The sequence below is a fragment of the Photorhabdus thracensis genome (assembly GCF_001010285.1).
Taxonomy (GTDB): domain Bacteria; phylum Pseudomonadota; class Gammaproteobacteria; order Enterobacterales; family Enterobacteriaceae; genus Photorhabdus; species Photorhabdus temperata.
The window spans coordinates 1,642,222-1,669,113 of record NZ_CP011104.1 but is presented as its reverse complement, the minus strand read 5'-3'; the positions used below and the strand labels follow the sequence as shown (position 1 = coordinate 1,669,113).

Here is a 26,892-nt window from a genome sequence, read left to right as displayed (position 1 = left end):
TCAGCATTAAGAGAAAGTTTATGAGAGAGAGTTTACATAGAATAGTATTCAGTTGATTTTATTACCTGGCGTAAACCACTCACGTTTGGAGTTAAGTAGATCTGCGGCTGACATTGCTTTTTTACCAGCAGGTTGTAATTGCGTGATATTCAGAATTCCATCGGCAGTGGCAATATGAATACCTTTTTTGTCTGCTTTTAAGACAGTTCCTGGTTCTACTGAAATTTGTTCTTCGATGGCTTCTGCTTTCCAGATTTTAACAGGTTGCCCTTCCATCTCGAAAAAGCTCATGGGCCAAGGATTAAATGCACGAATACAACGCTCAAGATGGGTTGCAGATAGTTTCCAATTTATTTTGGCTTCTTCTTTGCTTAGTTTTTCAGCATAGGTAACCAACTTTTCACTTTGCGTTTCAGGCTGGCTTTTACCTGATGTTATTAATGATAATGTTTTAAGCAGTGCATCTGGCCCAATATTGGTCAGTTTTTCGTATAAACTAGCACTAGTATCTTCAAGTGTAATAGGACAGCTTGCTTTATATAGCATATCGCCAGTATCAAGGCCTATATCCATTTGCATGATCGTTACGCCTGTTTCCGTGTCACCGGCCCAAAGTGAACGTTGAATTGGCGCTGCACCACGCCAACGTGGTAATAGAGAGCCGTGTACGTTCAGACAACCTAATCTTGGAATATCTAAAACAGCCTGAGGGAGGATTAATCCATAGGCTACAACTATGAGAACATCAGGTTGTTGTTTAAGAAGCCATTGTTGGTTTTCTTCTGAACGTAAAGTGGTTGGTTGAAAAACGGTAATGTTATGTTCTTCTGCCAGTGCTTTTACAGGACTGGGTGTCAGTTTTTTACCTCTTCCAGCTGGTCTGTCTGGTTGCGTTAGAACGCCAACGACCTCATGCTGAGACGTTAATAAAACCTCTAAATGGCGTGCCGCAAAGTCAGGCGTTCCGGCAAAAACAATACGTAAAGAATCAGACACGTTTATTTCCTGTATTAATATAATTTATTTGATTCGGGCTTTTTGTTTATCCAGCTTTTCTACTTTCTGGCGTATACGCTGGCGTTTCAGTGGAGATAAGTAATCCACAAAAAGCTTACCAATTAAATGGTCCATCTCGTGCTGAATACAAATAGCTAGTAAGCCATCAGCTTGTAATTCAAATGATTGACCATTGTAATCTAAGGCTCTGATTTTGACTTTTTCAGCTCGTGGCACTAGTGCTCGCTGTTCAGGAATAGACAAACAGCCTTCTTCAATCCCAGTATTACCACTTTTCTCCAGTAACTCTGGATTTATCAGCACAAGGCGTTCATTCCGAGTTTCCGATACGTCAATAACGACAATACGCTGATGAATATCAACTTGTGTTGCTGCCAGGCCAATGCCTTCCTCTGCGTACATAGTTTCAAACATATCATCAATGATACGTTGAATCTCCGCATTAACTTCTTTAACAGGCGTTGCAATAGTGCGAAGCCGCTCGTCTGGGTAATGTAATACTTGTAATACTGACATATATGTTTAGATCTGTGTCCAAAATGTGAATGGTATTTTATCTCTATTCTAGACATTTCCCGTTTAGATTGACAGTATTGATTGCTAATTGAGCAGTTTGGTTTTGTCTGTCAATCTCAGTCAGGATGACAATATGGAAGCTATGGAAATATGGTTGCGAATGAAGGTGGTCTCTCATTTAGCAACAGAAAAAGCAGCAAATATTACAGAGAAATTATTGCATGCGGGGAATCGTTATCTCACCGTACTTAAGGATAGTGGGTTAACGTCAGCACAATGTTTACAATTTACTAAAGCGAATAAAACTTTGCTAGCTTCATGCTTAAAATGGCTGGAACAGCCGGAACGTCATTTATTGACATATTCTCATCCTTTGTATCCACCGTTATTAAAGCAAATACATACCCCGCCTCTTGCGCTTTTTGTGTCAGGGAAATTAGATCTTCTTTTAAAGAAGCAGGTGGCGATGGTTGGGAGCAGGGCAGCAAGCTATTATGGCGAGAAATGGGGAAAAATTTTTGCAGGTGAATTGGTTGGACATGGGTTAGTTATTACTAGTGGTTTAGCTATTGGTATTGATGGTATTTGTCACCGATCTGCGCTGGATAGTGGTGGTCAAACAATAGCTGTATTAGGTAGCGGTCTTGGTCAGATTTATCCTTATAGACACGGGTTATTAGCAAAGCAAATAGAGGAGGAGGGAGCCCTTGTTTCTGAATTTTTTCCAGATACTCCTCCACGCGCAAAAAATTTCCCTAAAAGAAATAGGATTATCAGTGGATTAAGTTCGGCCGTTATTGTTGTAGAAGCGAGTCAAAACAGCGGTTCATTAATTACAGCTCGTTGTGCTCTTGAACAGGGAAGGGATGTATTTGCATTACCAGGGTTTTTGGGGAGCTCAGTCAGTGAAGGGAATCACTGGTTGATAAAACAGGGAGCATATCTGGCTACAAATGTAATGGATATTGTGGAACATGTTTACAGTTCACTACAATGGTTACATATGGAAAGAACGAAGGAAGAAGTAAAACCCCAGTTTGAGCAAACTGAGTTGCCATTTGCTGATGTGCTGGTTAACTTAGGTGATGGAATAACGCCAGTTGATATTATTGTGCAACGCTCTGCATTACCTATAGCTGAGGTAATGACAAAGCTCCTTGAACTAGAATTATTAGGTAAGGTGGCTGTGGTTGCTGGTGGTTATGTTCGCGTGAGTTAGTTAACTGAATACTCAAGGTCTTGCTTAGCGTCATATAAGTATAAATTTCAAGTGAAAATGATATGGCAAAAATGGTTCCTTTCTCCACTAATGAAACTGAATATTGTCCTGAATGTGGCTCTGTTTTGGTTATCCGTAATAGCATTCATGGCCCATTTCTTGGATGTTCTAGTTATCCATCATGTCAATATATTCGCTCATTAAAAGGGCAAAGTAACGGCCATGTGGTAAAAGAACTTAAAGGGCAGTTATGTCCTGTATGTGGAGCTAATTTAGTTTTACGTCAAGGGCGTTATGGAATGTTCATTGGTTGTAGTCGTTATCCTGAATGCGAACATACGGCACTGATTGATAAACCGGATGAAACGTCGATAGCCTGCCCACAATGCAAACAAGGGCAACTACTCCAAAGAAAATCACGTTTCGGAAAAATTTTTCACGCGTGTAACCGTTACCCCAACTGCCAGTTTGTATTAAATAATAAGCCAGTTGTTGGTGAATGTGTGTTTTGTTTTTATCCGTTATTGATGGAGAAACGCACACCACAAGGTACAAAGTTGTTTTGTGCTAGTAAGTTGTGTGGAAAACAGCAAATAAATTGAACTGAGTAATCAAATGAGTAATGAAGCATCACCTGCATTTGAAAATGTATTAACTGCGTTAAAAGCAGAAAAAGTTATTGCTTATCCAACTGAAGCTGTTTTTGGGCTTGGATGTGATCCTGATAGCGAAAAAGCGGTAAATGAGCTGCTTACATTAAAGAAGCGCCCGTGGCAAAAAGGGTTGATTCTTATTGCAGATAATTATAGACAATTGCAGCCATATCTTGATGATAAACTTCTAACAGAAGAACAAAAAGAAGTTATATTTGCTTATTGGCCAGGGCCTGTAACTTGGGTGATCCCTGCAAAAGCCAGTACATCTAAATGGTTGACTGGGCAATTTTCCACTTTGGCTGTCAGAGTTAGTGATCATCCTTTGGTGAAACAGCTATGTACTTTTTATGGAAAACCATTGGTATCGACTAGTGCAAATTTAAATGGTCTTGAACCATGCCGAACAGCAGAAGAAGTCAGACAACAGTTTGGGGATAAACTTTCTGTGTTAGATGGTGATGTTGGAGGGCGGAAAAATCCTTCAGAAATTCGGGATGCTTTAACTGGTGAGCTTTATCGTCAAGGGTAGAATAAATATGAATCAATTCGCTGTCTTTGGTAATCCTGTTACACACAGTAAATCACCCCGTATCCATCAGTTATTTGCTGATCAAACAGGTATTGCTCATTGTTATGGGAAGATTTTAGCGCCAATGGATAAATTTGAAGAGACATTGAATATATTTCTTCAACAGGGGGGGATAGGAGCCAATGTTACTGTGCCATTTAAAGAGCAGGCATTTATCAGGGCGAACGAGTTGACTGAGCGAGCAAGACTCAGTGGTGCAGTCAATACCTTGAAATTAATAGGTAATAATCAATTACTTGGTGATAACACGGATGGTATAGGATTGTTAGCGGATTTGATACGGCTTGAGTTTATTACTCAGGGGCAGCATATTTTAATAATTGGGGCTGGTGGTGGTGCCAGAGGTGTTTTATCTCCATTATTAGAATTTGGTTGTGATATTACAATTACAAACCGAACGTTCAGTCGTACCATCCAGATTGCTAATAATTTTTCGTCAATAGGTAACATTTGGCCCGTTGAGATGAAAACACTTAATAGCCCTGAGTTTGATCTTATTATCAATGCGACTGCATCCGGTATCAATGGTGAGATTCCTGCGATATCTCCATTAATATTTAATGAAAATTGTGTCTGTTATGACATGTTTTATCAGGCTAATTTGACGCCTTTCATTTCCTTTGCCAAAGAACATGGTGTTTCTCGTTATGCTGATGGATTAGGAATGTTAGTAGGACAAGCCGCTCATTCATTTAAATTATGGCATGGTGTACTGCCAGAAATTGCACCTGTGTTGTTAACATTGGAACAGGAGTTACATTCGTGAATCAATCTATCCAATTTCCTGATAGAGAAAAGTGGGATGAACAACAGCAGATAGTCATTTTTCCCGCGTTGGTAAATGGATCATTGGTTCACTGTGCTATGAGGGCTAGGGATCTTTTATACCGTTATGGGGAAGATCATCATCCATTAAATCTTTTCCGACAAAATCGTTGGGATCTTGAAGAGGAATTCGAATCGTTAATCATTAACGGGGATGATGATCATTTAGGACGTTATATATTACCTTCTTGCAGGTAGTCATTTTTCCAGCAAACATAATTGCTTGCTGAATAACATAGTATTTCTAATTCTTCAGGTTTTAGTTTTCTGATCCGACGGGCAGGGCTACCGACATAAAGGTATCCGCTTTCTAATATTTTTCCTGGAGCGATCAAGCTACCCGCTCCAATAATAACGTCATCTTCAATAACTGAACCATCAAGTAGGATGGAGCCCATACCGATGAGCACTCGATTACCAATAGTACAACCATGGAGTATAGCTTTATGCCCTATGGTGACATCATTCCCAACAATTAAAGGAAAACCATCGGGATTATCAACAGATTTGTGTGTCACATGTAATACAGAGCCATCTTGGATGTTAGTACGTGTGCCAATAGATACGTAATTAACGTCGCCACGGATGACAACTAAAGGCCATATGCTGACATCATCAGCAAGTCTGACATCACCAATGATCACACTAGACGGATCTAACATAACTTTCTGACCAATTTTAGGTTGAGTACCAAGATAACTGCGCAACACTCCAGACATATATACCTCTAATGAAGAAATGAAGATCTCTTATCCTTTAACGGGATCCTAGTGAGGAAGACACTAGTATGCAATGGAAAAAACTTATTGATCTTGGCTATTGTCGCCTAAATTCAATTCAAAAAGATCAATAAGTAACCTGTTGGCGATAAATCTAAAAAAAAGTGTTGTGTAAAAATCTGGGTTCCCTATAATGCGCCACCACTGACCGACACAACGCTGATAAAACGTGTGAGGCCAGGCAGAGCAAAGCAAATAAGCGCTTGACTCTGCGGGCGAAAAGCGTAGTATACGCAGCCCGGCTGAACGAGAATATTACTTTTTGTTTCAGCCTGCTCTTTAACAATTAATCAGACAATCTGTGTGGGCACTCACAAGACGGTATCACAAAAAAATACACTAAAGTCTTAAAGAGTGAACAACAGTTAATTCATAACGAATGAACAGTCAGTTTCTTTGAGCATCAAGCTTTTAATCGAAGAGTTTGATCATGGCTCAGATTGAACGCTGGCGGCAGGCCTAACACATGCAAGTCGAGCGGTAACAGGAAAATGCTTGCATTTTTGCTGACGAGCGGCGGACGGGTGAGTAATGTCTGGGGATCTGCCCGAGGGCGGGGGATAACCACTGGAAACGGTGGCTAATACCGCATAATGTTGCAAGACCAAAGTGGGGGACCTGAAAGGGCCTCACGCCCGCGGATGAACCCAGATGGGATTAGCTGGTAGGTAGGGTAATGGCCTACCTAGGCGACGATCCCTAGCTGGTCTGAGAGGATGACCAGCCACACTGGGACTGAGACACGGCCCAGACTCCTACGGGAGGCAGCAGTGGGGAATATTGCACAATGGGCGCAAGCCTGATGCAGCCATGCCGCGTGTATGAAGAAGGCCTTCGGGTTGTAAAGTACTTTCAGCGGGGAGGAAGGATATCGCTTGAACAGAGCGGTATGTTGACGTTACCCGCAGAAGAAGCACCGGCTAACTCCGTGCCAGCAGCCGCGGTAATACGGAGGGTGCAAGCGTTAATCGGAATGACTGGGCGTAAAGCGCACGCAGGCGGTCAATTAAGTTAGATGTGAAATCCCCGGGCTTAACCTGGGAACGGCATCTAAGACTGGTTGGCTGGAGTCTCGTAGAGGGGGGTAGAATTCCATGTGTAGCGGTGAAATGCGTAGAGATGTGGAGGAATACCGGTGGCGAAGGCGGCCCCCTGGACGAAGACTGACGCTCAGGTGCGAAAGCGTGGGGAGCAAACAGGATTAGATACCCTGGTAGTCCACGCGGTAAACGATGTCGATTTGGAGGTTGTTCCCTAAGAGGAGTGGCTTCCGGAGCTAACGCGTTAAATCGACCGCCTGGGGAGTACGGCCGCAAGGTTAAAACTCAAATGAATTGACGGGGGCCCGCACAAGCGGTGGAGCATGTGGTTTAATTCGATGCAACGCGAAGAACCTTACCTACTCTTGACATCCTCAGAATTTGCTGGAGACAGCGAAGTGCCTTCGGGAACTGAGAGACAGGTGCTGCATGGCTGTCGTCAGCTCGTGTTGTGAAATGTTGGGTTAAGTCCCGCAACGAGCGCAACCCTTATCCTTTGTTGCCAGCACGTAATGGTGGGAACTCAAAGGAGACTGCCGGTGATAAACCGGAGGAAGGTGGGGATGACGTCAAGTCATCATGGCCCTTACGAGTAGGGCTACACACGTGCTACAATGGCGGATACAAAGTGAAGCGACCTCGCGAGAGCAAGCGGAACACATAAAGTCTGTCGTAGTCCGGATTGGAGTCTGCAACTCGACTCCATGAAGTCGGAATCGCTAGTAATCGTAGATCAGAATGCTACGGTGAATACGTTCCCGGGCCTTGTACACACCGCCCGTCACACCATGGGAGTGGGTTGCAAAAGAAGTCGGTAGCTTAACCGTTTGGAGGGCGCTGACCACTTTGTGATTCATGACTGGGGTGAAGTCGTAACAAGGTAACCGTAGGGGAACCTGCGGTTGGATCACCTCCTTACCTGAGATGCAGTTGAGTGCAGTGCTCACACAGATTGTCTGATGAAAGTCGAGCAAGACGCGTCTGCGAAGCCGGCCATTGTGTCCCCTTCGTCTAGAGGCCTAGGACACCGCCCTTTCACGGCGGTAACAGGGGTTCGAATCCCCTAGGGGACGCCACTTGCGGTGATGACGGGTGAAAGCCGTCGTCGTGTTATCGTTAAGCGGATTTCTGATGAAGTCGGTTTAACGATAAATGCTCTTTAACAATCTGGAACAAGCTGAAAATTGAAACCGTCGATAATATCACCGAGGTATTATTGACCAGTCTCTCAACAATCGGCAATCCGAGACATTTTCGGGTTGTGAGGTTAAGCGACTAAGCGTACACGGTGGATGCCTAGGCAGTCAGAGGCGATGAAGGACGTGCTAATCTGCGAAAAGCGTCGGTAAGCTGATATGAAGCGTAATAGCCGGCGATGTCCGAATGGGGAAACCCAGTGCAATCCGTTGCACTATCGTTTGATGAATTCATAGTCAAACGAGGCGAACCGGGGGAACTGAAACATCTCAGTACCCCGAGGAAAAGAAATCAACCGAGATTCCCCCAGTAGCGGCGAGCGAACGGGGAGCAGCCCAGAGTCTGAATCAGCGGGTGTGTTAGTGGAAGCGTCTGGAAAGTCGCACAGTAAAGGGTGAGAGTCCCGTACACCAAAACACACAAGTTGTGAACTCAACGAGTAGGGCGGGACACGTGGTATCCTGTCTGAATATGGGGGGCCCATCCTCCAAGGCTAAATACTCCTGACTGACCGATAGTGAACCAGTACCGTGAGGGAAAGGCGAAAAGAACCCCGGCGAGGGGAGTGAAAGAGAACCTGAAACCGTGTACGTACAAGCAGTGGGAGCTTCTATTAATAGGGGTGACTGCGTACCTTTTGTATAATGGGTCAGCGACTTATATTCTGTAGCAAGGTTAACCGTTTAGGGGAGCCGCAGGGAAACCGAGTCTTAACTGGGCGCATGAGTTGCAGGGTATAGACCCGAAACCCGGTGATCTAGCCATGGGCAGGTTGAAGGTTAGGTAACACTGACTGGAGGACCGAACCGACTAATGTTGAAAAATTAGCGGATGACTTGTGGCTGGGGGTGAAAGGCCAATCAAACCGGGAGATAGCTGGTTCTCCCCGAAAGCTATTTAGGTAGCGCCTCGTGAATTCATCTTCGGGGGTAGAGCACTGTTTCGGCTAGGGGGCCATCCCGGCTTACCAACCCGATGCAAACTGCGAATACCGAAGAATGGTATCACGGGAGACACACGGCGGGTGCTAACGTCCGTCGTGAAGAGGGAAACAACCCAGACCGCCAGCTAAGGTCCCAAAGTCATGGTTAAGTGGGAAACGAGGTGGGAAGGCTCAGACAGCCAGGATGTTGGCTTAGAAGCAGCCATCATTTAAAGAAAGCGTAATAGCTCACTGGTCGAGTCGGCCTGCGCGGAAGATGTAACGGGGCTAAACCATGCACCGAAGCTGCGGCAGCGACATGAATGTGTCGTTGGGTAGGGGAGCGTTCTGTAAGCCGGCGAAGGCGGCGTCGTGAGGCCCGCTGGAGGTATCAGAAGTGCGAATGCTGACATAAGTAACGATAAAGCGGGTGAAAAACCCGCTCGCCGGAAGACCAAGGGTTCCTGTCCAACGTTAATCGGGGCAGGGTGAGTCGACCCCTAAGGCGAGGCTGAAAAGCGTAGTCGATGGGAAACAGGTTAATATTCCTGTACTGAATGTGACTGCGAAGGGGGGACGGAGAAGGCTAGGCCATCCGGGCGACGGTCGTCCCGGTTTAAGCGTGTAGGTGGGCAGGACAGGCAAATCCGTTCTGCTGCAACACTGAGGCGTGATGACGAGCCGCTACGGCGGTGAAGTGGTTGATGCCCGGCTTCCAGGAAAAGCCTCTAAGCATCAGGTCATATTGAATCGTACCCCAAACCGACACAGGTGGTCAGGTAGAGAATACTCAGGCGCTTGAGAGAACTCGGGTGAAGGAACTAGGCAAAATGGTGCCGTAACTTCGGGAGAAGGCACGCTGGCGGTAGGTGAAGGGCCGAGCGCCCGGAGCTGAAGCCAGTCGCAGAGACCAGCTGGCTGCAACTGTTTATTAAAAACACAGCACTGTGCAAACACGAAAGTGGACGTATACGGTGTGACGCCTGCCCGGTGCTGGAAGGTTAATTGATGGGGTTAGCGCGTAAGTGCGACGCTCTTGATCGAAGCCCCAGTAAACGGCGGCCGTAACTATAACGGTCCTAAGGTAGCGAAATTCCTTGTCGGGTAAGTTCCGACCTGCACGAATGGCGTAATGATGGCCAGGCTGTCTCCACCCGAGACTCAGTGAAATTGAACTCGCTGTGAAGATGCAGTGTACCCGCGGCAAGACGGAAAGACCCCGTGAACCTTTACTATAGCTTGACACTGAACATGGAGCCTTGATGTGTAGGATAGGTGGGAGGCTTGGAAGTGTGGACGCCAGTCTGCATGGAGCCATCCTTGAAATACCACCCTTGAATGTTCGATGTTCTCACCCGGGTGCGTGATCCGCATCGGGGACAGTGTCTGGTGGGTAGTTTGACTGGGGCGGTCTCCTCCTAAAGCGTAACGGAGGAGCACGAAGGTTGGCTAATCACGGTCGGACATCGTGAGGTTAGTGCAAAGGCATAAGCCAGCTTGACTGCGAGAGTGACGGCTCGAGCAGGTACGAAAGTAGGTCTTAGTGATCCGGTGGTTCTGCATGGAAGGGCCATCGCTCAACGGATAAAAGGTACTCCGGGGATAACAGGCTGATACCGCCCAAGAGTTCATATCGACGGCGGTGTTTGGCACCTCGATGTCGGCTCATCACATCCTGGGGCTGAAGTTGGTCCCAAGGGTATGGCTGTTCGCCATTTAAAGTGGTACGCGAGCTGGGTTTAGAACGTCGTGAGACAGTTCGGTCCCTATCTGCCGTGGGCGCAGGAAGATTGAAAGGGGCTGCTCCTAGTACGAGAGGACCGGAGTGGACGCACCACTGGTGTACGGGTTGTCATGCCAATGGCATAGCCCGGTAGCTAAGTGCGGAAGAGATAACCGCTGAAAGCATCTAAGCGGGAAACTTGCCTTGAGATGAGTCTTCCCTTGACGTAAGGTCACGGAAGGAACGTTTAAGACGAAGACGTGGATAGGCTGGGTGTGTAAGTGCAGCGATGCATTGAGCTGACCAGTACTAATGAACCGAGCGGCTTAACCTTACAACACCGAAGGTGTTTTAGTGCGAGAGATGAGAGAGAGATTCAGCTTGTTGAACAGATTGGTTCTGATGGTTGTGCGGCCCGGGGAAACGGGGGCGAGCATAACGGTCGGGATGAAATGAATTTGCCTGGCGGGGATAGCGCGGTGGTCCCACCTGACCCCATGCCGAACTCAGCAGTGAAACGCCGTAGCGCCGATGGTAGTGTGGGGTCTCCCCATGTGAGAGTAGGGAACTGCCAGGCTTTAATTTAGCTTTGTGTGATGAAGAATGACACAGAGTGTTGTGGGTAGAAAGTCGGACAAAATTGCAGAGAGTGATTTTGAACGTCGCGGAAAGCGACGGTCCGAAGGATGAATGGCAGAAGGTCCGTTCGTAGACTACCCTGATTGGTGTTGAGATTTTATGTTGTGGTAGCAACATAGAGAACAAGAAATTCGGTGGTGCGGTAGTTCAGTTGGTTAGAATACCGGCCTGTCACGCCGGGGGTCGCGGGTTCGAGCCCCGTCCGCACCGCCACCTTATTTAGGGGCGTAGTTCAATTGGTAGAGCACCGGTCTCCAAAACCGGGTGTTGGGAGTTCGAGTCTCTCCGCCCCTGCCAGTTATAAACTAAGTAATAACTAAGGTAGTTCGCAATATTGATAACCCAGCTATTTAGCTGGGTTTTTTCTTATCTGTACTGTACATAATGAATACATATCACTTTGGTAGATATTATTTTTTGACCGTGATAATTAAGGGGTGACTCAGAGTAGAAAGTCTTCTGGGTATCTGGCAAGGGAAATATTAGTTAGACACAATATATTGATTTAACGAACAAAAAATTATTTAAACTTAATATCTTTATTGTCACTTTTACATACAGAGAAAGCATCTCTTGACTGATCAATTAAAGGGTGTTGCTAAATAACGTTTCATAATTCTGCTACACATGGCCGTCTTCAAATCATTGTTATATATAGAATTATGAGTAGTATAAGATGTAGCACTATTTTGGGATCTTATTTAGTTTATTATCTTAATTTTGACTTGAATGTTGGATTCGTATCTAAAAGTAAACTATAACAGCATATTCTTTATTGTCTTTGAGATTTAGTGTTCAAGCATCTTTTTCATGAATTAATTCACTGGCATGTAGATTCAGACTCTTTTTGGGGTTAGAAGGCGTAGGTGATCAATGCATCTACCGCCTCTAATAGGAAACTGATCGGGCTACGATGTTTTAAGTATTCTATGTGAGAAATATTGCTTAACGTAATAAACATCGTTTCAATTAGGTAATATTTTTTCAGTATTATCCGCTTCCATAGTAATGAAACTTTTCCTTTATCTATTTATGGATATTTATTATTAGTGTGACTTCTTACATATTTCATCAATAAATAGGTCTTACATGGTGATAAATAGAGGGATAGCTAACTATAAAAAACTGTGAAAGATGTAATATTTCGAGATTTTGTTTATAAGAGAGAAGCTAGGCGGTTGATGCATCTGAATCTATTCTCAATTTATTACTGATACTATTAGTGTACAAATTGCTGACAAAAATTATCGACTTTGCTGTAAAATTTTTCTGAGTTAATTATGTTTAAAGTATTTGTGTCAATTAAGTCTTAGTGAACACTCTAATCGTGACAGTTTTCTTATTAAATGAAGTTCGGTTTAAAGTTTAAAACAAAATTTACCTAAGTCGAATGGCAAGGTAAGAGTATTGAGTATCCAGACGATGAGGGTAGGTTCGTTTAGTCAGTTATTCAAAATCATCTTACCCTTCTTCACTGTGGTTTTGGGTTTTCTGATTCAAGTCACAGTCTTAAATTATGACATAGTGCGTAAGTAAGTGAAGATTATTTGGCAAACAGGTGGATATGTGGAAGGATGGCGAAAGTAATCCCGCCTCCTGCGCGATCTAAAATTTTGTTCCCTCTTACTATTTTCGTTTCTGTTTCCGTGTAACACTCCTATCTGGGAATCTTGTAGAACATAGATCCACTAATTGAATGAGTTGCATAAAATGCTTCTTAATCTCTTGTAGAAGTATTGATGACAGGTATTTTTAATAGCTGCTGAATCAATGCTTGTTGATCGTTGTTCTGTAACCATATAGCGTATAATGGGCGTTCAATTAGTTCAGTATTTGGGTAAGAGACAAGTTCTGAATATTCGTTTTGCCAGTGTATTGGTAGGAAGGCGGCTCCTTTGACACTATTGAGCAGTTGGCGAGCTATATGTGCTGAAGTGGTTGTGATTATGGGCAATTGTTCACTTTTTAAAATCTGTTGTTCTTGGTGATGGAAATCAGCTCCCCATTCTAATTTGATGTAGTTTTCAACTTGGTATTTCAGATTTTCTTCTGTCGTTAATAATTTCAGGCAAATATTCCCTAATAACAAGCTTTGGAATTCATCCATTTTAGGTGGTTCAGTCGTTATTAGTAGATCTAACTCACGCGAATGAAGTTGTTTAACAAGGGATTGCCGCGTAGAAACCCGGGATTCTAATCTTAGTTCCTGATGTCTTTTATAGAAATCTTGTAACCAAGGAGTTAAATACGCTTCCCATAATGATGCGGTAGCGCCAATTGTCAATTCAGTATGTTGAGATGCATGTGTTATCTCTTTTTTAGCCAACTGCCAGGTATTCATCAGTGATTCTGCATACGGCACAAGGCGTTCGCCAGCGGCCGTAAGACGGATGTTATTGCGATGACGCGTGAAAAGATTAGCACCTAATTGGTTTTCTAATTGGCGTATGCGAAAGCTGACTGCTGATTGTGTCAGGTATAGTGATTCGGCTGCCCGGCCAAAGTGACGAGTTTTACTGACCTCCAGAAAGGTTTTCAGTAATTCGGTGTCCACATGTTTCTCCAATAATTTTTATCGTTAAGATTTAAATGTTTTGTTTTACAGAACGCCAGGCCTATCTAATACTCCGCGCCATAATTAGCATGATAGTAACAGTAATAGAATTAGGAGTGTGTCAGATGGCCGAAAGCTTCATCACGACTAATCGTTTTTTTGATAACAAACATTATCCTCGCGGGTTTTCCCGCCATGGCGATTTCACCATTAAAGAGGCGCAATTGCTAGAGCGTCATGGTCATGCGTTCAATGAGTTAGATCTCGGTAAACGTGAGCCTCAAACAGAAATAGAAAAACTGTTTGTTGCTGTTTGCCGGGGTGAACGTCAGCCTGTGACGATGGAAGAAAAAGTATGGACCAAATATTTGGTAAGGATTAGTCGTCCAAAACGTTTTCATACCCTGTCAGGTGGTAAGCCTCAGGTTGATTCTTCTGATGACTATACCGACACTGATGATTAATATCATCACAAGTGATGAGTGCAGGGGCTTTGCCCCTTTTTTTATTTTTAACCTGATTGTTTTTGTAACTGTATTAATAGCCTGTCCATACTACGGTAGCTTAAGGCTTCCATAATGTGTGGTTTTTCTATCTCTTTTTTTCCTTCTAAGTCGGCGAGTGTCCGGGATGTCCTCAGAATTCGATGCCATGCCCGGATGGAAAGCCCTAACTTTGTTAGTGTTTCTTCCAGAAACACGGCATCGTTAGGTTTGAGCTTACAAAATGCTTCGGTCTCTTTACTGTTCAGATGAGCATTAATTTTTCCACAGCGTTTCAATTGTATTTCTCGCGCTGTCAGTACTCTTAATTTTACATTTTTGCTGCTTTCGCTTGATCTAACTGGGCTACTCAATGTTCCAATGGGTAACAGAGGAACTTCAATTGAGAGATCAAAGCGATCTAAAAAAGGCCCGGAAAGTTTTGCCAGGTATCGAAGTATTTGCTGAGGATTACTTCGATTATGAATTCCTTGATGATGGCCTGTAGGGCTGGGATTCATTGCTGCTATTAATTGAACCTGAGCAGGAAAACAAACTTTTGCCCTGGCTCTGGATATGATTATTTCCCCTGACTCCAGTGGTTCTCTGAGGGCATCAAGGACTCTGCGTTCAAATTCAGGAAGTTCATCCAGAAACAGCACACCGTTGTGAGCAAGTGATATTTCACCGGGTTTAGGAAGTCCACCACCGCCAACCAGCGCTGCCATTGAAGAGCTGTGATGAGGCGCTCTGAATGGGCGTGTATGCCATTGTTCCGGTGGAAGGTAGGTATCTACCAGGCTATTGATAGCGGCAACCTCAAGGGCTTCTTTGTTTGTTAATGGCGGTAATAAACTGCATAGGCGGCTTGCCAGCATCGTTTTTCCTGTCCCAGGTGGGCCAAGTAGTAAAAGATTATGTCCGCCTGCTGCTGCGATTTCCAGTGTGCGTTTTGCTTGTTCCTGACCAATAATATCCTGAAGATCCGGTTGTGATTGTTCTGTTGAAAATTCATGCCGGATTGTTGTTGTCAGCAGTTGTTTTTCTCCTTGAAGAAAGTGGCAGATATGCAAGAGGTGTTCTGCCATTAACGTTGCATCCTGAGATAAGATTGCCAGCTCTGTTCCGTTTTCTGTCGATAGAATAAGTTGCCTGCCTGCTTCTCCCGCGCTTAGTGCAGCTGGAATTGCGCCATTAACTCTCCGTAAGCCCCCGGATAGCGCGAGTTCACCAAGAAATTCATAACGGTTCAGTTTATCGGCAGGTATTTGTTCTGAAGCTGCCAGAATAGCGATAGCAATCGGCAAATCATAACGGCCACCTTCTTTGGGGAGGTCTGCTGGTGCAAGATTGACAGTGATTCTTTTAGGCGGATAGGTAAACCCGCTGTTGATCAATGCGCTTCTGACACGATCTCTTGCTTCTTTTACGGCTGTTTCAGGCAAACCAACCAGAGTTAATCCAGGTAAGCCATTACTAATATGCGCTTCAACAGTAACAATGGGGGCATGAATACCTATAGTCGCTCTGGTATAAATAACAGCGAGGGCCATCTTATTCTCCTTAGTAAGAAAACGCATATGATGGGCTGAATTGAGATAATAAATAGTGTCTTATTATTTTTTTGCGAGACGGCTCTAAGAAATATTCTACGAGGTGGCTAAAATAATTGTTTTCTTAAATTTTCGTTAGATGATTTTTATTTCAATTAATTGATATTTATTTGTTTTATATCCGTAAATTTAATCATGTAATTTATTTTTCATATTGTTTTCATGATGGTTTTTTATTATTTTTTTTCGATGTTTTGATATTGGTTCTTTCATTTATTTTGAATTCAAGTTTATATATGTTTTCACAGTAAGTTAAATTAGTGTTTTATATATTTTTGCTTTATTTATTAACTGAGGTTTTTGTCACCTAGGTGATTAATAATAAGATATTTACTTGGCTTTAGCTGAATGAGTTGTTTTATTTGTTATTTATTAATGTGATATATTGTTTTTATATAATAATCTGGATTTTATCACCTAAATTTAATTTATTTATGGGAAAATAATCCAATTTGTAATTATCTAATTGAAAATAAAAAATATTTTTTCATGCTGAGGAATAAAACAAAATAAAAGTTGTCAAGCTATGAAGAACGTGATAACTCTTAATATAGATTAAACAAACGAGTTAAAACGACCAAGATTATGAACATATTCGTCCAAGTGATTAGCCTAGTTATCGTCAGCGTGGTGGTGATTATTATCCCACCGTGCGGGGCTGCACTTAGACGAAGAAAGGCTTAGACGAACAGCCAGATCTCTCGAAGACCCCCGCACCGAAAGGCGCGGGGGTTTTTTTTCGGCAAGCAAAAATCAGTCAGAGACAAAAACATACAACAGAACAAAATTTTGTCTCACAGGGTAAACACAGGGGATATGAAAAATGAACGGGGCGCAGTGGGTTGTAAAAGCATTACGAACGCAGGGTATTGATCAGGTTTTCGGCTACCCTGGTGGTGCAATCATGCCGGTTTACGATGCTTTGTACGATGGTGGCGTGGAGCACTTACTTTGTCGGCATGAACAGGGCGCTGTTATGGCTGCAATTGGTTATGCGAGAGCCAGTGGTAAGCCGGGAGTCTGTATTGCCACATCCGGACCGGGAGCAACAAACTTAATCACTGGATTGGCTGATGCGTTGTTAGATTCTATTCCTGTTGTCGCTATCACTGGTCAGGTTAGTTCTGAATTGATTGGAACTGATGCCTTTCAGGAAGTCGATGTTTTAGGTCTCTCCCTTGCTTGCACTAAACACAGCTTCTTAGTGGACTCCCTGGAAAATTTACCTCAAATTATGGCTGAAGCCTTTTCTATTGCGACCAGTGGTCGACCTGGCCCGGTGTTGGTTGATATTCCTAAAGATATTCAGCTGAAAGAGGGGAATTTAACCCCACATCTGGTTCCTGTTGAGCAAGAGATATCCTGCACTGAAAATGAATTAGAACAAGCCCGGAAGATGATTGCGGCTGCGGTAAAGCCAGTGCTGTATGTTGGTGGCGGAGTCGGTATGTCTCAGTCAGTTTCTGTTCTGCGTAATTTTGTTGCGGAAACAGGTATGCCGGTTGTTTCCACGTTGAAAGGTTTGGGTGCTGCTGATACTGAACATCCATGTTATCTGGGAATGCTTGGGATGCATGGTACGAAAGCTGCAAATTTTGCTGTTCAGGCATGTGATTTGCTGATTGCCGCAGGTGCCCGTTTTGATGATCGCGTGACTGGCAAACTCAATACCTTTGCGCCGAATGCAAAAGTTATTCATCTGGATATCGATCCGGTAGAGCTGGGGAAATTACGTCAGGCTCATGTGTCATTGCTGGGGGATTTAAAAGCGTTGTTGCCTCGTTTACAGCAACCATTATCAATTATGTCTTGGCAGCAGGAAGTTAAGCGACTGAAAGCTGAATATCCTTGGTGCTACGGCCATCAGGGTGAGGCTATCTATGCACCGTTGTTATTGAAGCAGGTTTCAGATCGTAAAACATTAAACACGGTTGTTACCACCGATGTTGGACAGCATCAGATGTGGACAGCTCAACATATGACTTTTGATGGGCCTGAAAATTTTATTACATCCAGTGGGCTGGGATCGATGGGATTTGGTATCCCTGCTGCGATTGGTGCTCAAATTGCCCGACCAGAGGATATGGTGATCTGTGTATCCGGTGATGGCTCTTTCATGATGAATGTTCAGGAATTGGGGACAATTAAACGTAAACAGTTACCAGTAAAAATTTTACTGTTGGATAACCAGCGGCTGGGAATGGTGCGGCAATGGCAGGAACTGTTTTTTGATAAACGATATAGCGAAACAACATTAACGGATAACCCTGATTTTGTCGCATTAGCGAAAGCTTTTGATATTCCTGGGCAACATATCACTGATAAATCACAGATTGATGAAGCTTTGGATGCGTTATTCAACAGTAAGGGACCGTATTTATTACAGGTATCCATTGAGGAATTAGAAAACGTTTGGCCGTTGGTCCCTCCCGGTGCAAGCAATGAAACTATGTTGGAGAAATCATTATGATGCAGCATCAACTTGCAATCCAGGCTCGTTCCTGCCCTGAAATATTAGAACGTATCTTACGAGTAGCGCGTCATCGTGGATTTCAGATATGTTCAATGAATATGGACCAAACAATGGATGGCTATAATGTTAATATCGAATTAATTGTTGCCAGCCAAAGATCTGTTAATTTGTTGTCTTCACAATTGACTAAATTAGTGGATGTCGCTGGTGTCAAGATTCTGCAACCGAAATCACAATTAATACGTGCATAACGTAGAAATAAAGGAATAAGAGAATGACGAAGCAATCCGATTACATTTGGTTCAATGGCGAGATGGTTCCTTGGGCAGATGCTAAAGTTCACGTAATGTCACATGCTTTACATTACGGTACGTCGGTTTTTGAGGGAGTTCGCTGCTATGATTCTTATAAAGGGCCAGTTGTTTTCCGCCATCGTGAGCATATGCAGCGTTTACATGATTCTGCAAAGATTTACCGTATGCCCGTGAGTCAGAGTGTTGATGAATTGATGGAAGCGTGCCGGGCAACGCTTCGTAAAAATAATTTAGTCAGTGCTTATATACGTCCACTGGTCTTTATTGGGGATGTTGGAATGGGGGTTAATCCACCCGCCGGTTATAAAACTGATGTCATTATTGCTGCTTTCCCGTGGGGAGCTTATTTGGGCGAAGATGCACTGGATCAAGGAATTGATGCTATGGTTTCTTCATGGAACCGTGCGGCGCCAAATACAATACCAACGGCTGCCAAAGCGGGTGGTAACTACCTGTCTTCTCTTTTGGTTGGTAGTGAGGCCCGCCGTCATGGGTATCAGGAAGGTATTGCTCTGGATGTTTATGGTTATATCTCTGAAGGAGCGGGTGAAAATCTGTTTGAAGTAAAAGATGGTGTATTGTTCACTCCACCCTTTACCTCAGCTTCATTACCAGGAATTACCCGTGATGCCATTATCAAACTAGCGAAAGATTTAGGGCTGGAAGTTCGTGAACAGGTATTGTCGCGTGAATCTCTGTATCTGGCGGATGAAGTTTTTATGTCTGGTACAGCGGCTGAAATCACACCTGTTCGCAGTGTTGATGATATTCAGGTTGGTATTGGTAAATGTGGGCCAGTCACCAAGAAGATTCAGCAAGCATTCTTTGGTTTGTTTGATGGCACAACAGAAGATAAATGGGGCTGGTTAGATCCAGTAAATCCTTAATAAAACTATAAATAATTTAACGGGCGGTTCGTTCCCCGCCTGTTTTGATAACACGGGAGTGAAGAATAATGCCTAAGTACCGTTCTGCCACCACGACCCATGGCCGCAATATGGCTGGGGCCCGCGCTTTATGGCGTGCGACAGGGATGACCGATGCAGATTTCGGTAAACCAATTATTGCGGTAGTTAACTCATTTACTCAATTTGTTCCGGGGCATGTTCATTTGCGGGACTTAGGTAAATTGGTTGCCGAGCAGATTGAAGCATCAGGTGGTGTTGCAAAAGAGTTCAATACAATAGCGGTGGATGATGGTATCGCAATGGGGCATGGCGGTATGCTCTATTCTCTGCCATCACGCGAATTGATCGCTGATTCTGTCGAATATATGGTGAATGCTCACTGTGCTGATGCCATAGTGTGTATTTCTAACTGTGACAAAATCACACCAGGTATGTTGATGGCAGCCCTACGCTTGAATATCCCTGCGATTTTTGTTTCCGGTGGCCCCATGGAAGCCGGTAAAACCAAATTGTCGGATCAGATTATCAAATTGGATTTGATCGATGCCATGATTCAAGGCGCAAACCCTAATGTCAGTGACGAGGATAGTCATCAGATTGAGCGTTCAGCTTGCCCAACCTGTGGTTCCTGTTCTGGGATGTTTACTGCTAACTCTATGAATTGTTTGACAGAAGCTCTGGGTCTGTCTCAGCCGGGGAACGGTTCGTTACTGGCGACTCATGCGGATCGTAAGGTGCTATTTCTGAACGCGGGCAAACGTATTGTTGAGCTGACTAAGCGCTACTATGAACAAGATGATGACAGCGCTCTGCCGCGTAATATCGCAACGAAAGCTGCATTTGAAAATGCGATGATGCTGGATATTGCCATGGGCGGTTCAACAAATACTGTACTTCACTTACTGGCTGCGGCACAGGAAGGGGAGGTCGATTTCACTATGGCGGATATTGACCGTCTGTCTCGTCAAATTCCTCATTTGTGTAAAGTTGCCCCAAGCACACAAAAATACCATATGGAAGATGTCCATCGTGCTGGTGGTGTGATGGGTATTTTAGGTGAGCTGGATAGAGCTGGTCTGTTGAATCGTCAGGTTAAAAATGTTTTGGGGTTGGATTTGCTGCAAACGCTTGAGCAGTATGATGTGATGCTGACGGCAGATGAATCGGTAAAGAAAATGTATTCAGCAGGCCCCGCGGGTATTCGTACTACTCAGGCATTTTCACAGAATTGCCGTTGGCCTTCTTTGGATATTGACCGTGTAGAAGGTTGTATCCGTGACCTCAAACATGCATACAGTCAGGATGGTGGCCTTGCAGTTTTGTTTGGCAATTTGGCTATAGATGGCTGTATTGTAAAAACCGCAGGTGTTGATGAGAACAGTTTGACATTTCGTGGGTCAGCTAAAGTTTATGAAAGTCAGGAAGATGCGGTTGATGCGATCCTGGGTGGCAGAGTCGTTGCTGGTGATGTGGTCGTCATTCGTTACGAAGGGCCAAAAGGTGGGCCGGGAATGCAGGAGATGCTGTATCCGACAACGTATCTGAAATCCATGGGATTGGGTAAAAGCTGTGCATTGATTACAGATGGCCGTTTCTCCGGTGGTACCTCTGGTTTATCGATAGGCCACGTTTCGCCAGAAGCCGCTAATGGTGGCTTGATCGGTTTGGTTCAAGATGGCGATATCATTGATATTGATATTCCACTGCGGAAAATCCAACTTGATGTGGATGAAAAGATACTTGCTGCCCGTAAAACGGTGGAACTTACCCGCGGAGATAATGCGTGGACGCCGAAATCCCGTGAACGTCAGGTATCTTTTGCCCTGAGAGCTTATGCTTCATTGGCGACCAGTGCAGATAAAGGGGCTGTCCGCGATAAATCTAAGTTAGGGGGATAATTGTATGGTTGCATTTCGTCCCTTAACTTCCGCACCAAATGGTGCCGAGTACCTGAAAGCGGCGTTAAGTGCGCCTGTTTATGAGGTTGCTCAGGTGACGCCTTTAGAGGAAATGAAGAAAATTTCTACCCGTTTGGAAAATACTATTTTGGTAAAACGGGAAGACCGGCAGCCTGTTCACAGTTTCAAGCTCCGTGGCGCTTACACGATGATTGCGGGTTTGACTGAGGAACAAAAAAGCCGGGGGGTGATTACGGCATCAGCTGGTAACCATGCTCAGGGGGTTGCGCTTTCCGCCAATCGACTGGGAATTAACTCTCTGATTGTTATGCCGGTTGCCACTGCGGATATCAAGGTCGATGCAGTCCGTAGTTTCGGTGGCGAAGTTCTGCTATACGGCACCAATTTTGATGAAGCTAAAGCTCAAGCAATAGAAATGGCACAGCAGGAAGGTTATACCTTTGTTCCACCGTTTGATCATCCCGATGTCATCGCAGGTCAGGCGACACTGGCGATGGAACTTCTGCAACAAGATGTACATCTGGATCGAATCTTTGTGCCTGTTGGCGGCGGCGGTTTGGTTGCTGGAGTTGCTGTGTTGATTAAGCAACTGATGCCAGAAATTAAGATTATTGGGGTGGAAGCGGAAGATTCAGCTTGTCTGAAAGCAGCGATGGAAGCCGGGCATCCGGTAAATTTACCAAGAGTTGGCCTGTTTGCCGAAGGTGTTGCTGTTAAGCGTATCGGTAATGAAACTTTTCGTTTGTGTCAGCAATATGTGGATGATGTTATCACGGTGGACAGTGATGCCATTTGTGCTGCGGTAAAAGATCTGTTTGAAGATGTGCGTGCGATTGCTGAACCATCCGGAGCATTGGCACTGGCTGGATTGAAAAAGTATGTTCAGCAGCATCAGATCAAAGGTGAGCGGCTGGCACACATTCTTTCCGGTGCTAACGTAAATTTCCACGGGTTACGTTATGTTTCTGAGCGCTGTGAATTGGGTGAGCAACGGGAAGCACTGTTGGCTGTGACTATTCCCGAACAAAAGGGGAGTTTTCTGCGTTTTTGTCAGAAATTGGGCGATCGGGCGGTAACAGAGTTTAATTACCGCTATACGGATGCGGATCCTGAACAAGCTTGTCTTTTCGTTGGTGTCCGATTGAGTCGTGGTGAGGTGGAGAGACGGGAAATCATTGAGGAATTGCGTACCGCAGGATATCAGGTTGCAGATCTTTCAGATGATGAAATGGCGAAATTACATGTCCGCTATATGGTTGGTGGTCGTCCATCTAAGCCATTGAGTGAGCGTTTGTATAGTTTTGAATTCCCTGAATCACCGGGAGCCTTGCTGAAGTTCCTGCAAACATTGGGAACTTACTGGAAGATTACATTATTTCATTACCGCAATCATGGTACCGATTATGGTCGGGTGTTAGCGGCATTTGAATTGTCAGGAACAGAAGTGCGTTTTAAGCGTCACCTTGACGCGTTGGGCTATGGGTATCACGATGAGACAGATACTCCTGCGTTTAAGTTCTTTTTAATGTGTCAGTCATCTGAAACAGCTGGATGATGATAAGCATTTTGACGATGAAAAAACATGTTTCATAGAACAACAAAATAGCGCCTTGAAAGGTGCTATTTTGACAAGGTTTTGTATTCTCTGAGGTTTCACTGGAAATAGCCCTGGATTCTTTGACTATGGTTATTAGTGCTGATGAGGTAGTCATCCAGTTTATTTTATTTATCATAATGTTACTTCTTTGCTCCAACCGTAGGTTTTGCCAGCCAGATAAAGAACAGCAAAATCAGAAAAATAAACCCAAATAGCCAATAAATCTCGTTGGCGGCAATAATCAATCCCTGATTAGTGACTTCACGTGCCAGAGAGCTACCGACTTGAGCTTGTGACATCCCTAATTGTTCCATTTTCTGATAGGCTTGTTGGGCAATAGGGTTATGGGCGGTTATCGATTCAGTTAACTGAACGTGGTGGACAGCTTCACGGCGGGACCACATGGTCGTCGTAATTGAAGTACCCACAGATGTTGCCAGAGTGCGTAAAAAGTTGAACAAGCTACCCGCGGAGGCGATTTTATCCGGTTCAACGTCGGATAATATAATGGCTGTTAGCGGCATAATTAAACAGGCAATAGCAAAGCCTTGAATAAATTGTGGCCAGGCAGCGGTGGCAAAGTCCATTGACAGCTCGAAGGTATGAGCTCGCCAAAAAAAGCACAGGGCAAAAACGATAAAGCTGAACATAACCAAATAACGCATATCGATTTTTGAACTGAAACGGCCAATGAGTGGAGCAAGTATTATGGGAACCATCCCTAATGGGGCCATAACTAACCCTGCCCAGGTGGCAGTATAACCAAAGACCATTTGTAATAACTGAGGTTGCAGAACGAGAGTGCCGATGTGAAGTAAAAAGGCCAAACTGATACATAAAGTACCAATAGTAAAATTACGTGATTTAAAGAGTGATAAATCAATGATCGGATCATCGTCGGTCAGTTCCCAAATGATCAGGAAAGTCACGGCAATAGCTGCGATAATCGCTAATACAATAATTTCTGTTGAGTTGAACCAGTCAAGTTCTTTTCCTCGATCAAGCAATAACTGAAAACAACCGACGCCGATAACTAATAAAATAAGCCCTACGGCATCAATTGGCCTGACCTTTGTTTCAGTTTCCCGATCTTTTAACAACATCCAAGTGATAGCGATGGCGGCAAAGCCTACCGGGACGTTGATTAGAAATATCCATCCCCAATGATAGCTGTCACTGATCCAACCGCCGAGTATTGGACCACAAACCGGAGCGACAACGATAGTCATTGACCACAATGCCAGTGCCATATTGCGTTTTAACGGAGGATAGTTGTTTAGTAACAAACTTTGCGAAAGAGGCATGATTGGTCCGGCTGAGATGCCTTGTAGAATGCGGGAAATGATCAGCATTTCCAGGCTATTGGAGATACCACACAGCCAAGAGGTTATGACAAACAATAGCATTGATATTAAGAAGACCCGGACTTCCCCAAACCGTTTAGCTAACCAGCCTGTTAATGGAATAGAAATCGCGTTAGCAACAGCGAATGAAGTAATTACCCAAGTGCCTTGCGATACTGAGGAACCCAAGTCTCCGGCAATTGTTGATATTGCAACGTTAGCAATGGTCAGATCCAATATTTGTAAAAAAGCGGCTAATGCTAAAGCCAGGGTTAGCCAGCCAAGTTTGGCTCCTGATAATGGCTCTTTTAGCATGTTAACCTCACTCATCTTTACTGTTGTTAGCTTGAATGATTTCGTTAATTAGCCGATCAATTTCTCCGGTGTTGTAAGACAAGGAGCTGGTTTCATAAACAATGCCTTTACGGGGGGTATCGGAAAGGACCAAACCATCTTGATTTCTGGTATCGACAGTGGCGTGCATGGATAAACCAATTCGTAAAGGATGATCAATAAGTTGTTGTGCTTCCAGTTCAACACGGACAGGCAAACGTTGAACCACTTTGATCCAGTTACCGGTGGCGTTTTGTGCCGGCAGTAAAGAAAATGCACTGCCGGTCCCCATATCAAGACCAACAATTCGGCCTCGATAAATGACATCATTGCCATAGAAATCGCTAATCAGAGTTACCGGCTGACCAATACGCACATTGGCGAGTTGAACCTCTTTGAAGTTAGCTTCGACCCAGAGTTGATCTGCCGGTACGATAACCATCAGCGGGGCGCCGCTTTTTATTTGTGAGCCGACCTGAACACTGCGGCGTGAAACGTAACCAGTCACCGGCGCGACAATCTGAGTGCGCTGTAAGGTTAACCATGCATCTCGGAGCTGGGAAGCGGCGAGTTTAATAGCTGGCTGTTGTTCCAATGGGGTGTCTATAACTAACGCTTTGTTGGCATAATATTGTTGTTGGGCGACATTCAGCTCAGATTTTGCCATTTGAACACTATTACGGGAATGAATCAGATTTTCTTTGGCAATAGCACCGGTGAGCCCCAGATGTTCACGTCGTTTTAAATCATCCTGAGCCTGCTGTAGCGCAGTCTGTTTTAGTTCAATATTAGCCAGCAGCTTTTCATTATCGATGATGGTTTGGTGAGTTTGTCTGACACTATTAGCCAATATATTTTTCGCCCGTTCAAAAGCATGTTCTGCATCAACAGAGTCTAAACGTAGCAGAACGTCTCCTTGCTGAACGAAATCTGTATTATCGGCATGGATAGACGTTACGCTACCGGTGATTTGAGCCATCACTTGCACCTGATTACCGACAACGTAGGCATCATCAGTAGTTTGATGATAGCGTAGTGCAACAAACCAGTAGGCAAAGTAACCTAATCCGGCAAAAACAAATAAGAGAGTTGTGAGGATCAATGCTAGCTTTCGCTTTGATTTTTTCTCATTAAGCGGAGGTGATTGTACTGGAACTGATTCTATTTCTTCGGCCATGTTCCTCTCCCATAACTGTGATCAAAAATAAATTAGACTATTAATGTGTTTATGCTTGATTAAACACCTTGGAGTTGACTACAAGGTCAAGATCTTCTCGTCTTGATAAAATGAAAATGGGTAATATTTAGCACTTAATGCCACAAGTATTATTAGTATTAAAATTATTTATTATCGTTATTAACATTTATCAGAGCGACTGGATTGGCTATCTGGTAATGATTAACGGCATTTTTTAAGTACCCAGATAAATATCTGGGTACAAATAACCACAGGATATGGATCATTGATATTCTGCTTAACTGGTCAGGCCGTCATTCCGCCATCAATGACGAATGTTTGCCCGGTAATGTAGCGTCCTCCGGGGCTGAGGAGGAAATTGATAGTCATAGCAATATCTTCCACTGAGCCCAAGCGACCCAATGGGATGTTAGATAACAGTTTTTTCCTGTGTGGTGCTGGAATATGATTCAGCATTTCAGTATCAATCAAGCCTGGTGCAACGGTATTGACCCGAACATTAAATCGGCCAACTTCAACAGCTAATGAGCGGGTAATACCGATCATTGCGGCTTTGGTTGCTGCGTAGTTAACTTGCCCTGAGTTAGCTTTAAATGCGGTGACCGAGCTCATGTGGATAATGCAGCCTTCTCCAGCCATAATCATTTCAGGGAGAAAAGTGTGATTGACTAAATAAACAGAAGAAAGATTGGTGGAAATCACGTTGTGCCACTCTTCTTCTTTCATGTTTATCAGCAACGCATCTTGTGTAATTCCGGCGTTATTGATGATTGCATAGGGAGAACCATGCCGTGAGATAAGTTCTGCCGACAGGGTTGAGACTTCTTTCGCGTTTGAGACATCACATTGATGGCCTTCACAACTGTGACCTTGCTGCTTAATTTCCTGACAAAGTGTTTGCGCTTCATCTATGCTTGATTTGTAGGTAAAAACCATATGGTAGTTTTGCGCAGCTAGCATTTTTACTATGCCTTTGCCAATGCCACGTGATCCTCCTGAAACAAAAACCCAAGGTGCGTTGATATTCATTAAATTA

20 protein-coding genes, 3 tRNA genes and 3 rRNA genes are annotated in these 26,892 nt (G+C 44.1%); 18 read left to right on the top strand and 8 right to left on the bottom strand.

All coding sequences use genetic code 11. The features are described from left to right. Nucleotides 1-48 precede the first annotated feature (48 nt). Both fmt and def read right to left on the bottom strand, forming a co-directional pair. Nucleotides 49-996, bottom strand: a complete 948-nt coding sequence (gene fmt / locus VY86_RS06800) for a methionyl-tRNA formyltransferase (RefSeq protein ID WP_046974404.1) — start codon at nt 994-996, stop codon at nt 49-51. Between the two features lie 24 nt (nt 997-1,020). Then, a complete protein-coding gene (def, locus tag VY86_RS06795) occupies nt 1,021-1,533 on the bottom strand; it encodes a peptide deformylase (RefSeq protein WP_046974403.1) in 513 nt (170 codons plus the stop codon). A 133-nt stretch (nt 1,534-1,666) separates the two neighbouring features. Between def and dprA the strand changes: the two genes are divergently transcribed. The 5 genes from dprA to VY86_RS06770 all read left to right on the top strand — a co-directional run bounded on the left by dprA (nt 1,667) and on the right by VY86_RS06770 (nt 5,020). Next, nucleotides 1,667-2,752, top strand: coding sequence for a DNA-protecting protein DprA (dprA, locus tag VY86_RS06790; RefSeq protein WP_046974402.1), 1,086 nt, complete (start codon nt 1,667-1,669; stop codon nt 2,750-2,752). Between the two features lie 62 nt (nt 2,753-2,814). After that, nucleotides 2,815-3,354: a topoisomerase DNA-binding C4 zinc finger domain-containing protein gene (locus VY86_RS06785; protein ID WP_046974401.1), complete on the top strand. Its 540-nt coding sequence runs from the start codon at nt 2,815-2,817 to the stop codon at nt 3,352-3,354. A gap of 13 nt (nt 3,355-3,367) precedes the next feature. Beyond that, nucleotides 3,368-3,937, top strand: a complete 570-nt coding sequence (gene tsaC, locus VY86_RS06780; RefSeq protein ID WP_046974400.1) for an L-threonylcarbamoyladenylate synthase type 1 TsaC — start codon at nt 3,368-3,370, stop codon at nt 3,935-3,937. Nucleotides 3,938-3,944: 7 nt separating this feature from the next. Beyond that, on the top strand, nt 3,945-4,763 hold the full coding sequence (gene aroE, locus VY86_RS06775) for a shikimate dehydrogenase (RefSeq protein WP_046974399.1): 819 nt from the start codon (nt 3,945-3,947) through the stop codon (nt 4,761-4,763). Next, nucleotides 4,697-5,020 (top strand): DUF1488 family protein, encoded by a 324-nt coding sequence (locus VY86_RS06770; RefSeq protein WP_324251542.1) that lies wholly within the window; start codon nt 4,697-4,699, stop codon nt 5,018-5,020. The genes aroE and VY86_RS06770 overlap by 67 nt, the downstream gene beginning before the upstream one ends. Here the strand turns inward: VY86_RS06770 and VY86_RS06765 are convergent. Then, nucleotides 4,996-5,541 (bottom strand): gamma carbonic anhydrase family protein, encoded by a 546-nt coding sequence (locus VY86_RS06765; protein ID WP_046974397.1) that lies wholly within the window; start codon nt 5,539-5,541, stop codon nt 4,996-4,998. The genes VY86_RS06770 and VY86_RS06765 overlap by 25 nt on opposite strands. A 472-nt stretch (nt 5,542-6,013) precedes the next feature. On the opposite strand from VY86_RS06765, the gene VY86_RS06760 reads away from it, so the two are divergent. The 6 genes from VY86_RS06760 (at nt 6,014) to VY86_RS06735 (ending at nt 11,419) form a co-directional block, all read left to right on the top strand. Then, nucleotides 6,014-7,559: ribosomal RNA gene (locus VY86_RS06760) — 16S ribosomal RNA — on the top strand. A gap of 82 nt (nt 7,560-7,641) precedes the next feature. Continuing rightward, nucleotides 7,642-7,717 (top strand) — tRNA-Glu (locus VY86_RS06755). Between the two features lie 189 nt (nt 7,718-7,906). Further along, nucleotides 7,907-10,817, top strand: a 23S ribosomal RNA gene (locus VY86_RS06750). Nucleotides 10,818-10,944: 127 nt separating this feature from the next. Next, a 5S ribosomal RNA gene (gene rrf, locus VY86_RS06745) occupies nt 10,945-11,060 on the top strand. The 16S, 23S and 5S rRNA genes sit together here with 3 tRNA genes alongside, the layout of an rRNA operon. Nucleotides 11,061-11,258: 198 nt before the next feature. Continuing rightward, nucleotides 11,259-11,335, top strand: a tRNA-Asp gene (locus tag VY86_RS06740). An 8-nt stretch (nt 11,336-11,343) separates the two neighbouring features. After that, a tRNA-Trp gene (locus tag VY86_RS06735) sits at nt 11,344-11,419 on the top strand. Between the two features lie 1,420 nt (nt 11,420-12,839). On the opposite strand, the gene hdfR is transcribed toward VY86_RS06735, so the two are convergent. Next, nucleotides 12,840-13,676 carry an HTH-type transcriptional regulator HdfR gene (gene hdfR / locus VY86_RS06730; RefSeq protein ID WP_046974396.1) on the bottom strand — a complete coding sequence of 279 codons (837 nt, stop codon included), beginning with the start codon at nt 13,674-13,676 and terminating at the stop codon, nt 12,840-12,842. A 125-nt stretch (nt 13,677-13,801) separates the two neighbouring features. On the opposite strand from hdfR, the gene VY86_RS06725 reads away from it, so the two are divergent. Further along, a complete protein-coding gene (locus VY86_RS06725; protein ID WP_046974395.1) occupies nt 13,802-14,140 on the top strand; it encodes a MaoP family protein in 339 nt (112 codons plus the stop codon). Between the two features lie 47 nt (nt 14,141-14,187). On the opposite strand, the gene VY86_RS06720 is transcribed toward VY86_RS06725, so the two are convergent. After that, complete coding sequence (locus tag VY86_RS06720) at nt 14,188-15,711, bottom strand: YifB family Mg chelatase-like AAA ATPase (protein ID WP_046974394.1); 1,524 nt, start codon at nt 15,709-15,711, stop codon at nt 14,188-14,190. 645 nt (nt 15,712-16,356) lie between these two features. Here VY86_RS06720 and ilvL point away from each other — a divergent pair. From ilvL to ilvA, 6 genes are all read left to right on the top strand, one after another. Then, nucleotides 16,357-16,455, top strand: coding sequence for an ilv operon leader peptide (gene ilvL, locus VY86_RS23120; RefSeq protein ID WP_071880991.1), 99 nt, complete (start codon nt 16,357-16,359; stop codon nt 16,453-16,455). Nucleotides 16,456-16,594: 139 nt separating this feature from the next. Further along, nucleotides 16,595-18,241: an acetolactate synthase 2 catalytic subunit gene (ilvG, locus tag VY86_RS06715; protein ID WP_046974393.1), complete on the top strand. Its 1,647-nt coding sequence runs from the start codon at nt 16,595-16,597 to the stop codon at nt 18,239-18,241. Further along, nucleotides 18,238-18,495, top strand: coding sequence for an acetolactate synthase 2 small subunit (gene ilvM / locus VY86_RS06710; protein WP_046974392.1), 258 nt, complete (start codon nt 18,238-18,240; stop codon nt 18,493-18,495). The genes ilvG and ilvM overlap by 4 nt, the downstream gene beginning before the upstream one ends. Before the next feature lie 23 nt (nt 18,496-18,518). Then, entirely contained in the window at nt 18,519-19,445 is a 927-nt protein-coding gene (locus tag VY86_RS06705) for a branched-chain amino acid transaminase (protein ID WP_021322833.1), read from the top strand. Between the two features lie 68 nt (nt 19,446-19,513). Further along, a complete protein-coding gene (gene ilvD / locus VY86_RS06700; RefSeq protein WP_046974391.1) occupies nt 19,514-21,364 on the top strand; it encodes a dihydroxy-acid dehydratase in 1,851 nt (616 codons plus the stop codon). Between the two features lie 4 nt (nt 21,365-21,368). Beyond that, nucleotides 21,369-22,940, top strand: a complete 1,572-nt coding sequence (gene ilvA, locus VY86_RS06695; RefSeq protein ID WP_046974390.1) for a threonine ammonia-lyase, biosynthetic — start codon at nt 21,369-21,371, stop codon at nt 22,938-22,940. 182 nt (nt 22,941-23,122) lie between these two features. On the opposite strand, the gene VY86_RS06690 is transcribed toward ilvA, so the two are convergent. The 3 genes from VY86_RS06690 to VY86_RS06680 form a co-directional block, all read right to left on the bottom strand. Then, nucleotides 23,123-24,640, bottom strand: a complete 1,518-nt coding sequence (locus VY86_RS06690; protein WP_046974389.1) for a DHA2 family efflux MFS transporter permease subunit — start codon at nt 24,638-24,640, stop codon at nt 23,123-23,125. A 7-nt stretch (nt 24,641-24,647) separates the two neighbouring features. Further along, a complete protein-coding gene (gene emrA / locus VY86_RS06685; protein ID WP_046974388.1) occupies nt 24,648-25,835 on the bottom strand; it encodes a multidrug efflux MFS transporter periplasmic adaptor subunit EmrA in 1,188 nt (395 codons plus the stop codon). Nucleotides 25,836-26,141: 306 nt separating this feature from the next. Further along, nucleotides 26,142-26,885 (bottom strand): SDR family oxidoreductase, encoded by a 744-nt coding sequence (locus tag VY86_RS06680; protein ID WP_046974387.1) that lies wholly within the window; start codon nt 26,883-26,885, stop codon nt 26,142-26,144. Between the last annotated feature and the right edge of the window lie 7 nt (nt 26,886-26,892).

What these genes read in the sequence shown, in the direction of transcription:
- ilvM (WP_046974392.1), top strand. Translation starts at nt 18,238, where the DNA reads ATGATGCAGCATCAACTTGCAATCCAGGCTCGTTCCTGCCCTGAAATA.
- VY86_RS06765 (WP_046974397.1), bottom strand. Translation starts at nt 5,541, where the DNA reads ATGTCTGGAGTGTTGCGCAGTTATCTTGGTACTCAACCTAAAATTGGT.
- VY86_RS06690 (WP_046974389.1), bottom strand. Translation starts at nt 24,640, where the DNA reads ATGCTAAAAGAGCCATTATCAGGAGCCAAACTTGGCTGGCTAACCCTG.
- emrA (WP_046974388.1), bottom strand. Translation starts at nt 25,835, where the DNA reads ATGGCCGAAGAAATAGAATCAGTTCCAGTACAATCACCTCCGCTTAAT.
- dprA (WP_046974402.1), top strand. Translation starts at nt 1,667, where the DNA reads ATGGAAGCTATGGAAATATGGTTGCGAATGAAGGTGGTCTCTCATTTA.
- ilvA (WP_046974390.1), top strand. Translation starts at nt 21,369, where the DNA reads ATGGTTGCATTTCGTCCCTTAACTTCCGCACCAAATGGTGCCGAGTAC.
- aroE (WP_046974399.1), top strand. Translation starts at nt 3,945, where the DNA reads ATGAATCAATTCGCTGTCTTTGGTAATCCTGTTACACACAGTAAATCA.
- VY86_RS06770 (WP_324251542.1), top strand. Translation starts at nt 4,697, where the DNA reads ATGGCATGGTGTACTGCCAGAAATTGCACCTGTGTTGTTAACATTGGA.
- tsaC (WP_046974400.1), top strand. Translation starts at nt 3,368, where the DNA reads ATGAGTAATGAAGCATCACCTGCATTTGAAAATGTATTAACTGCGTTA.
- def (WP_046974403.1), bottom strand. Translation starts at nt 1,533, where the DNA reads ATGTCAGTATTACAAGTATTACATTACCCAGACGAGCGGCTTCGCACT.
- ilvD (WP_046974391.1), top strand. Translation starts at nt 19,514, where the DNA reads ATGCCTAAGTACCGTTCTGCCACCACGACCCATGGCCGCAATATGGCT.
- VY86_RS06725 (WP_046974395.1), top strand. Translation starts at nt 13,802, where the DNA reads ATGGCCGAAAGCTTCATCACGACTAATCGTTTTTTTGATAACAAACAT.
- VY86_RS06680 (WP_046974387.1), bottom strand. Translation starts at nt 26,885, where the DNA reads ATGAATATCAACGCACCTTGGGTTTTTGTTTCAGGAGGATCACGTGGC.
- ilvG (WP_046974393.1), top strand. Translation starts at nt 16,595, where the DNA reads ATGAACGGGGCGCAGTGGGTTGTAAAAGCATTACGAACGCAGGGTATT.
- VY86_RS06785 (WP_046974401.1), top strand. Translation starts at nt 2,815, where the DNA reads ATGGCAAAAATGGTTCCTTTCTCCACTAATGAAACTGAATATTGTCCT.
- VY86_RS06720 (WP_046974394.1), bottom strand. Translation starts at nt 15,711, where the DNA reads ATGGCCCTCGCTGTTATTTATACCAGAGCGACTATAGGTATTCATGCC.
- ilvL (WP_071880991.1), top strand. Translation starts at nt 16,357, where the DNA reads ATGAACATATTCGTCCAAGTGATTAGCCTAGTTATCGTCAGCGTGGTG.
- VY86_RS06705 (WP_021322833.1), top strand. Translation starts at nt 18,519, where the DNA reads ATGACGAAGCAATCCGATTACATTTGGTTCAATGGCGAGATGGTTCCT.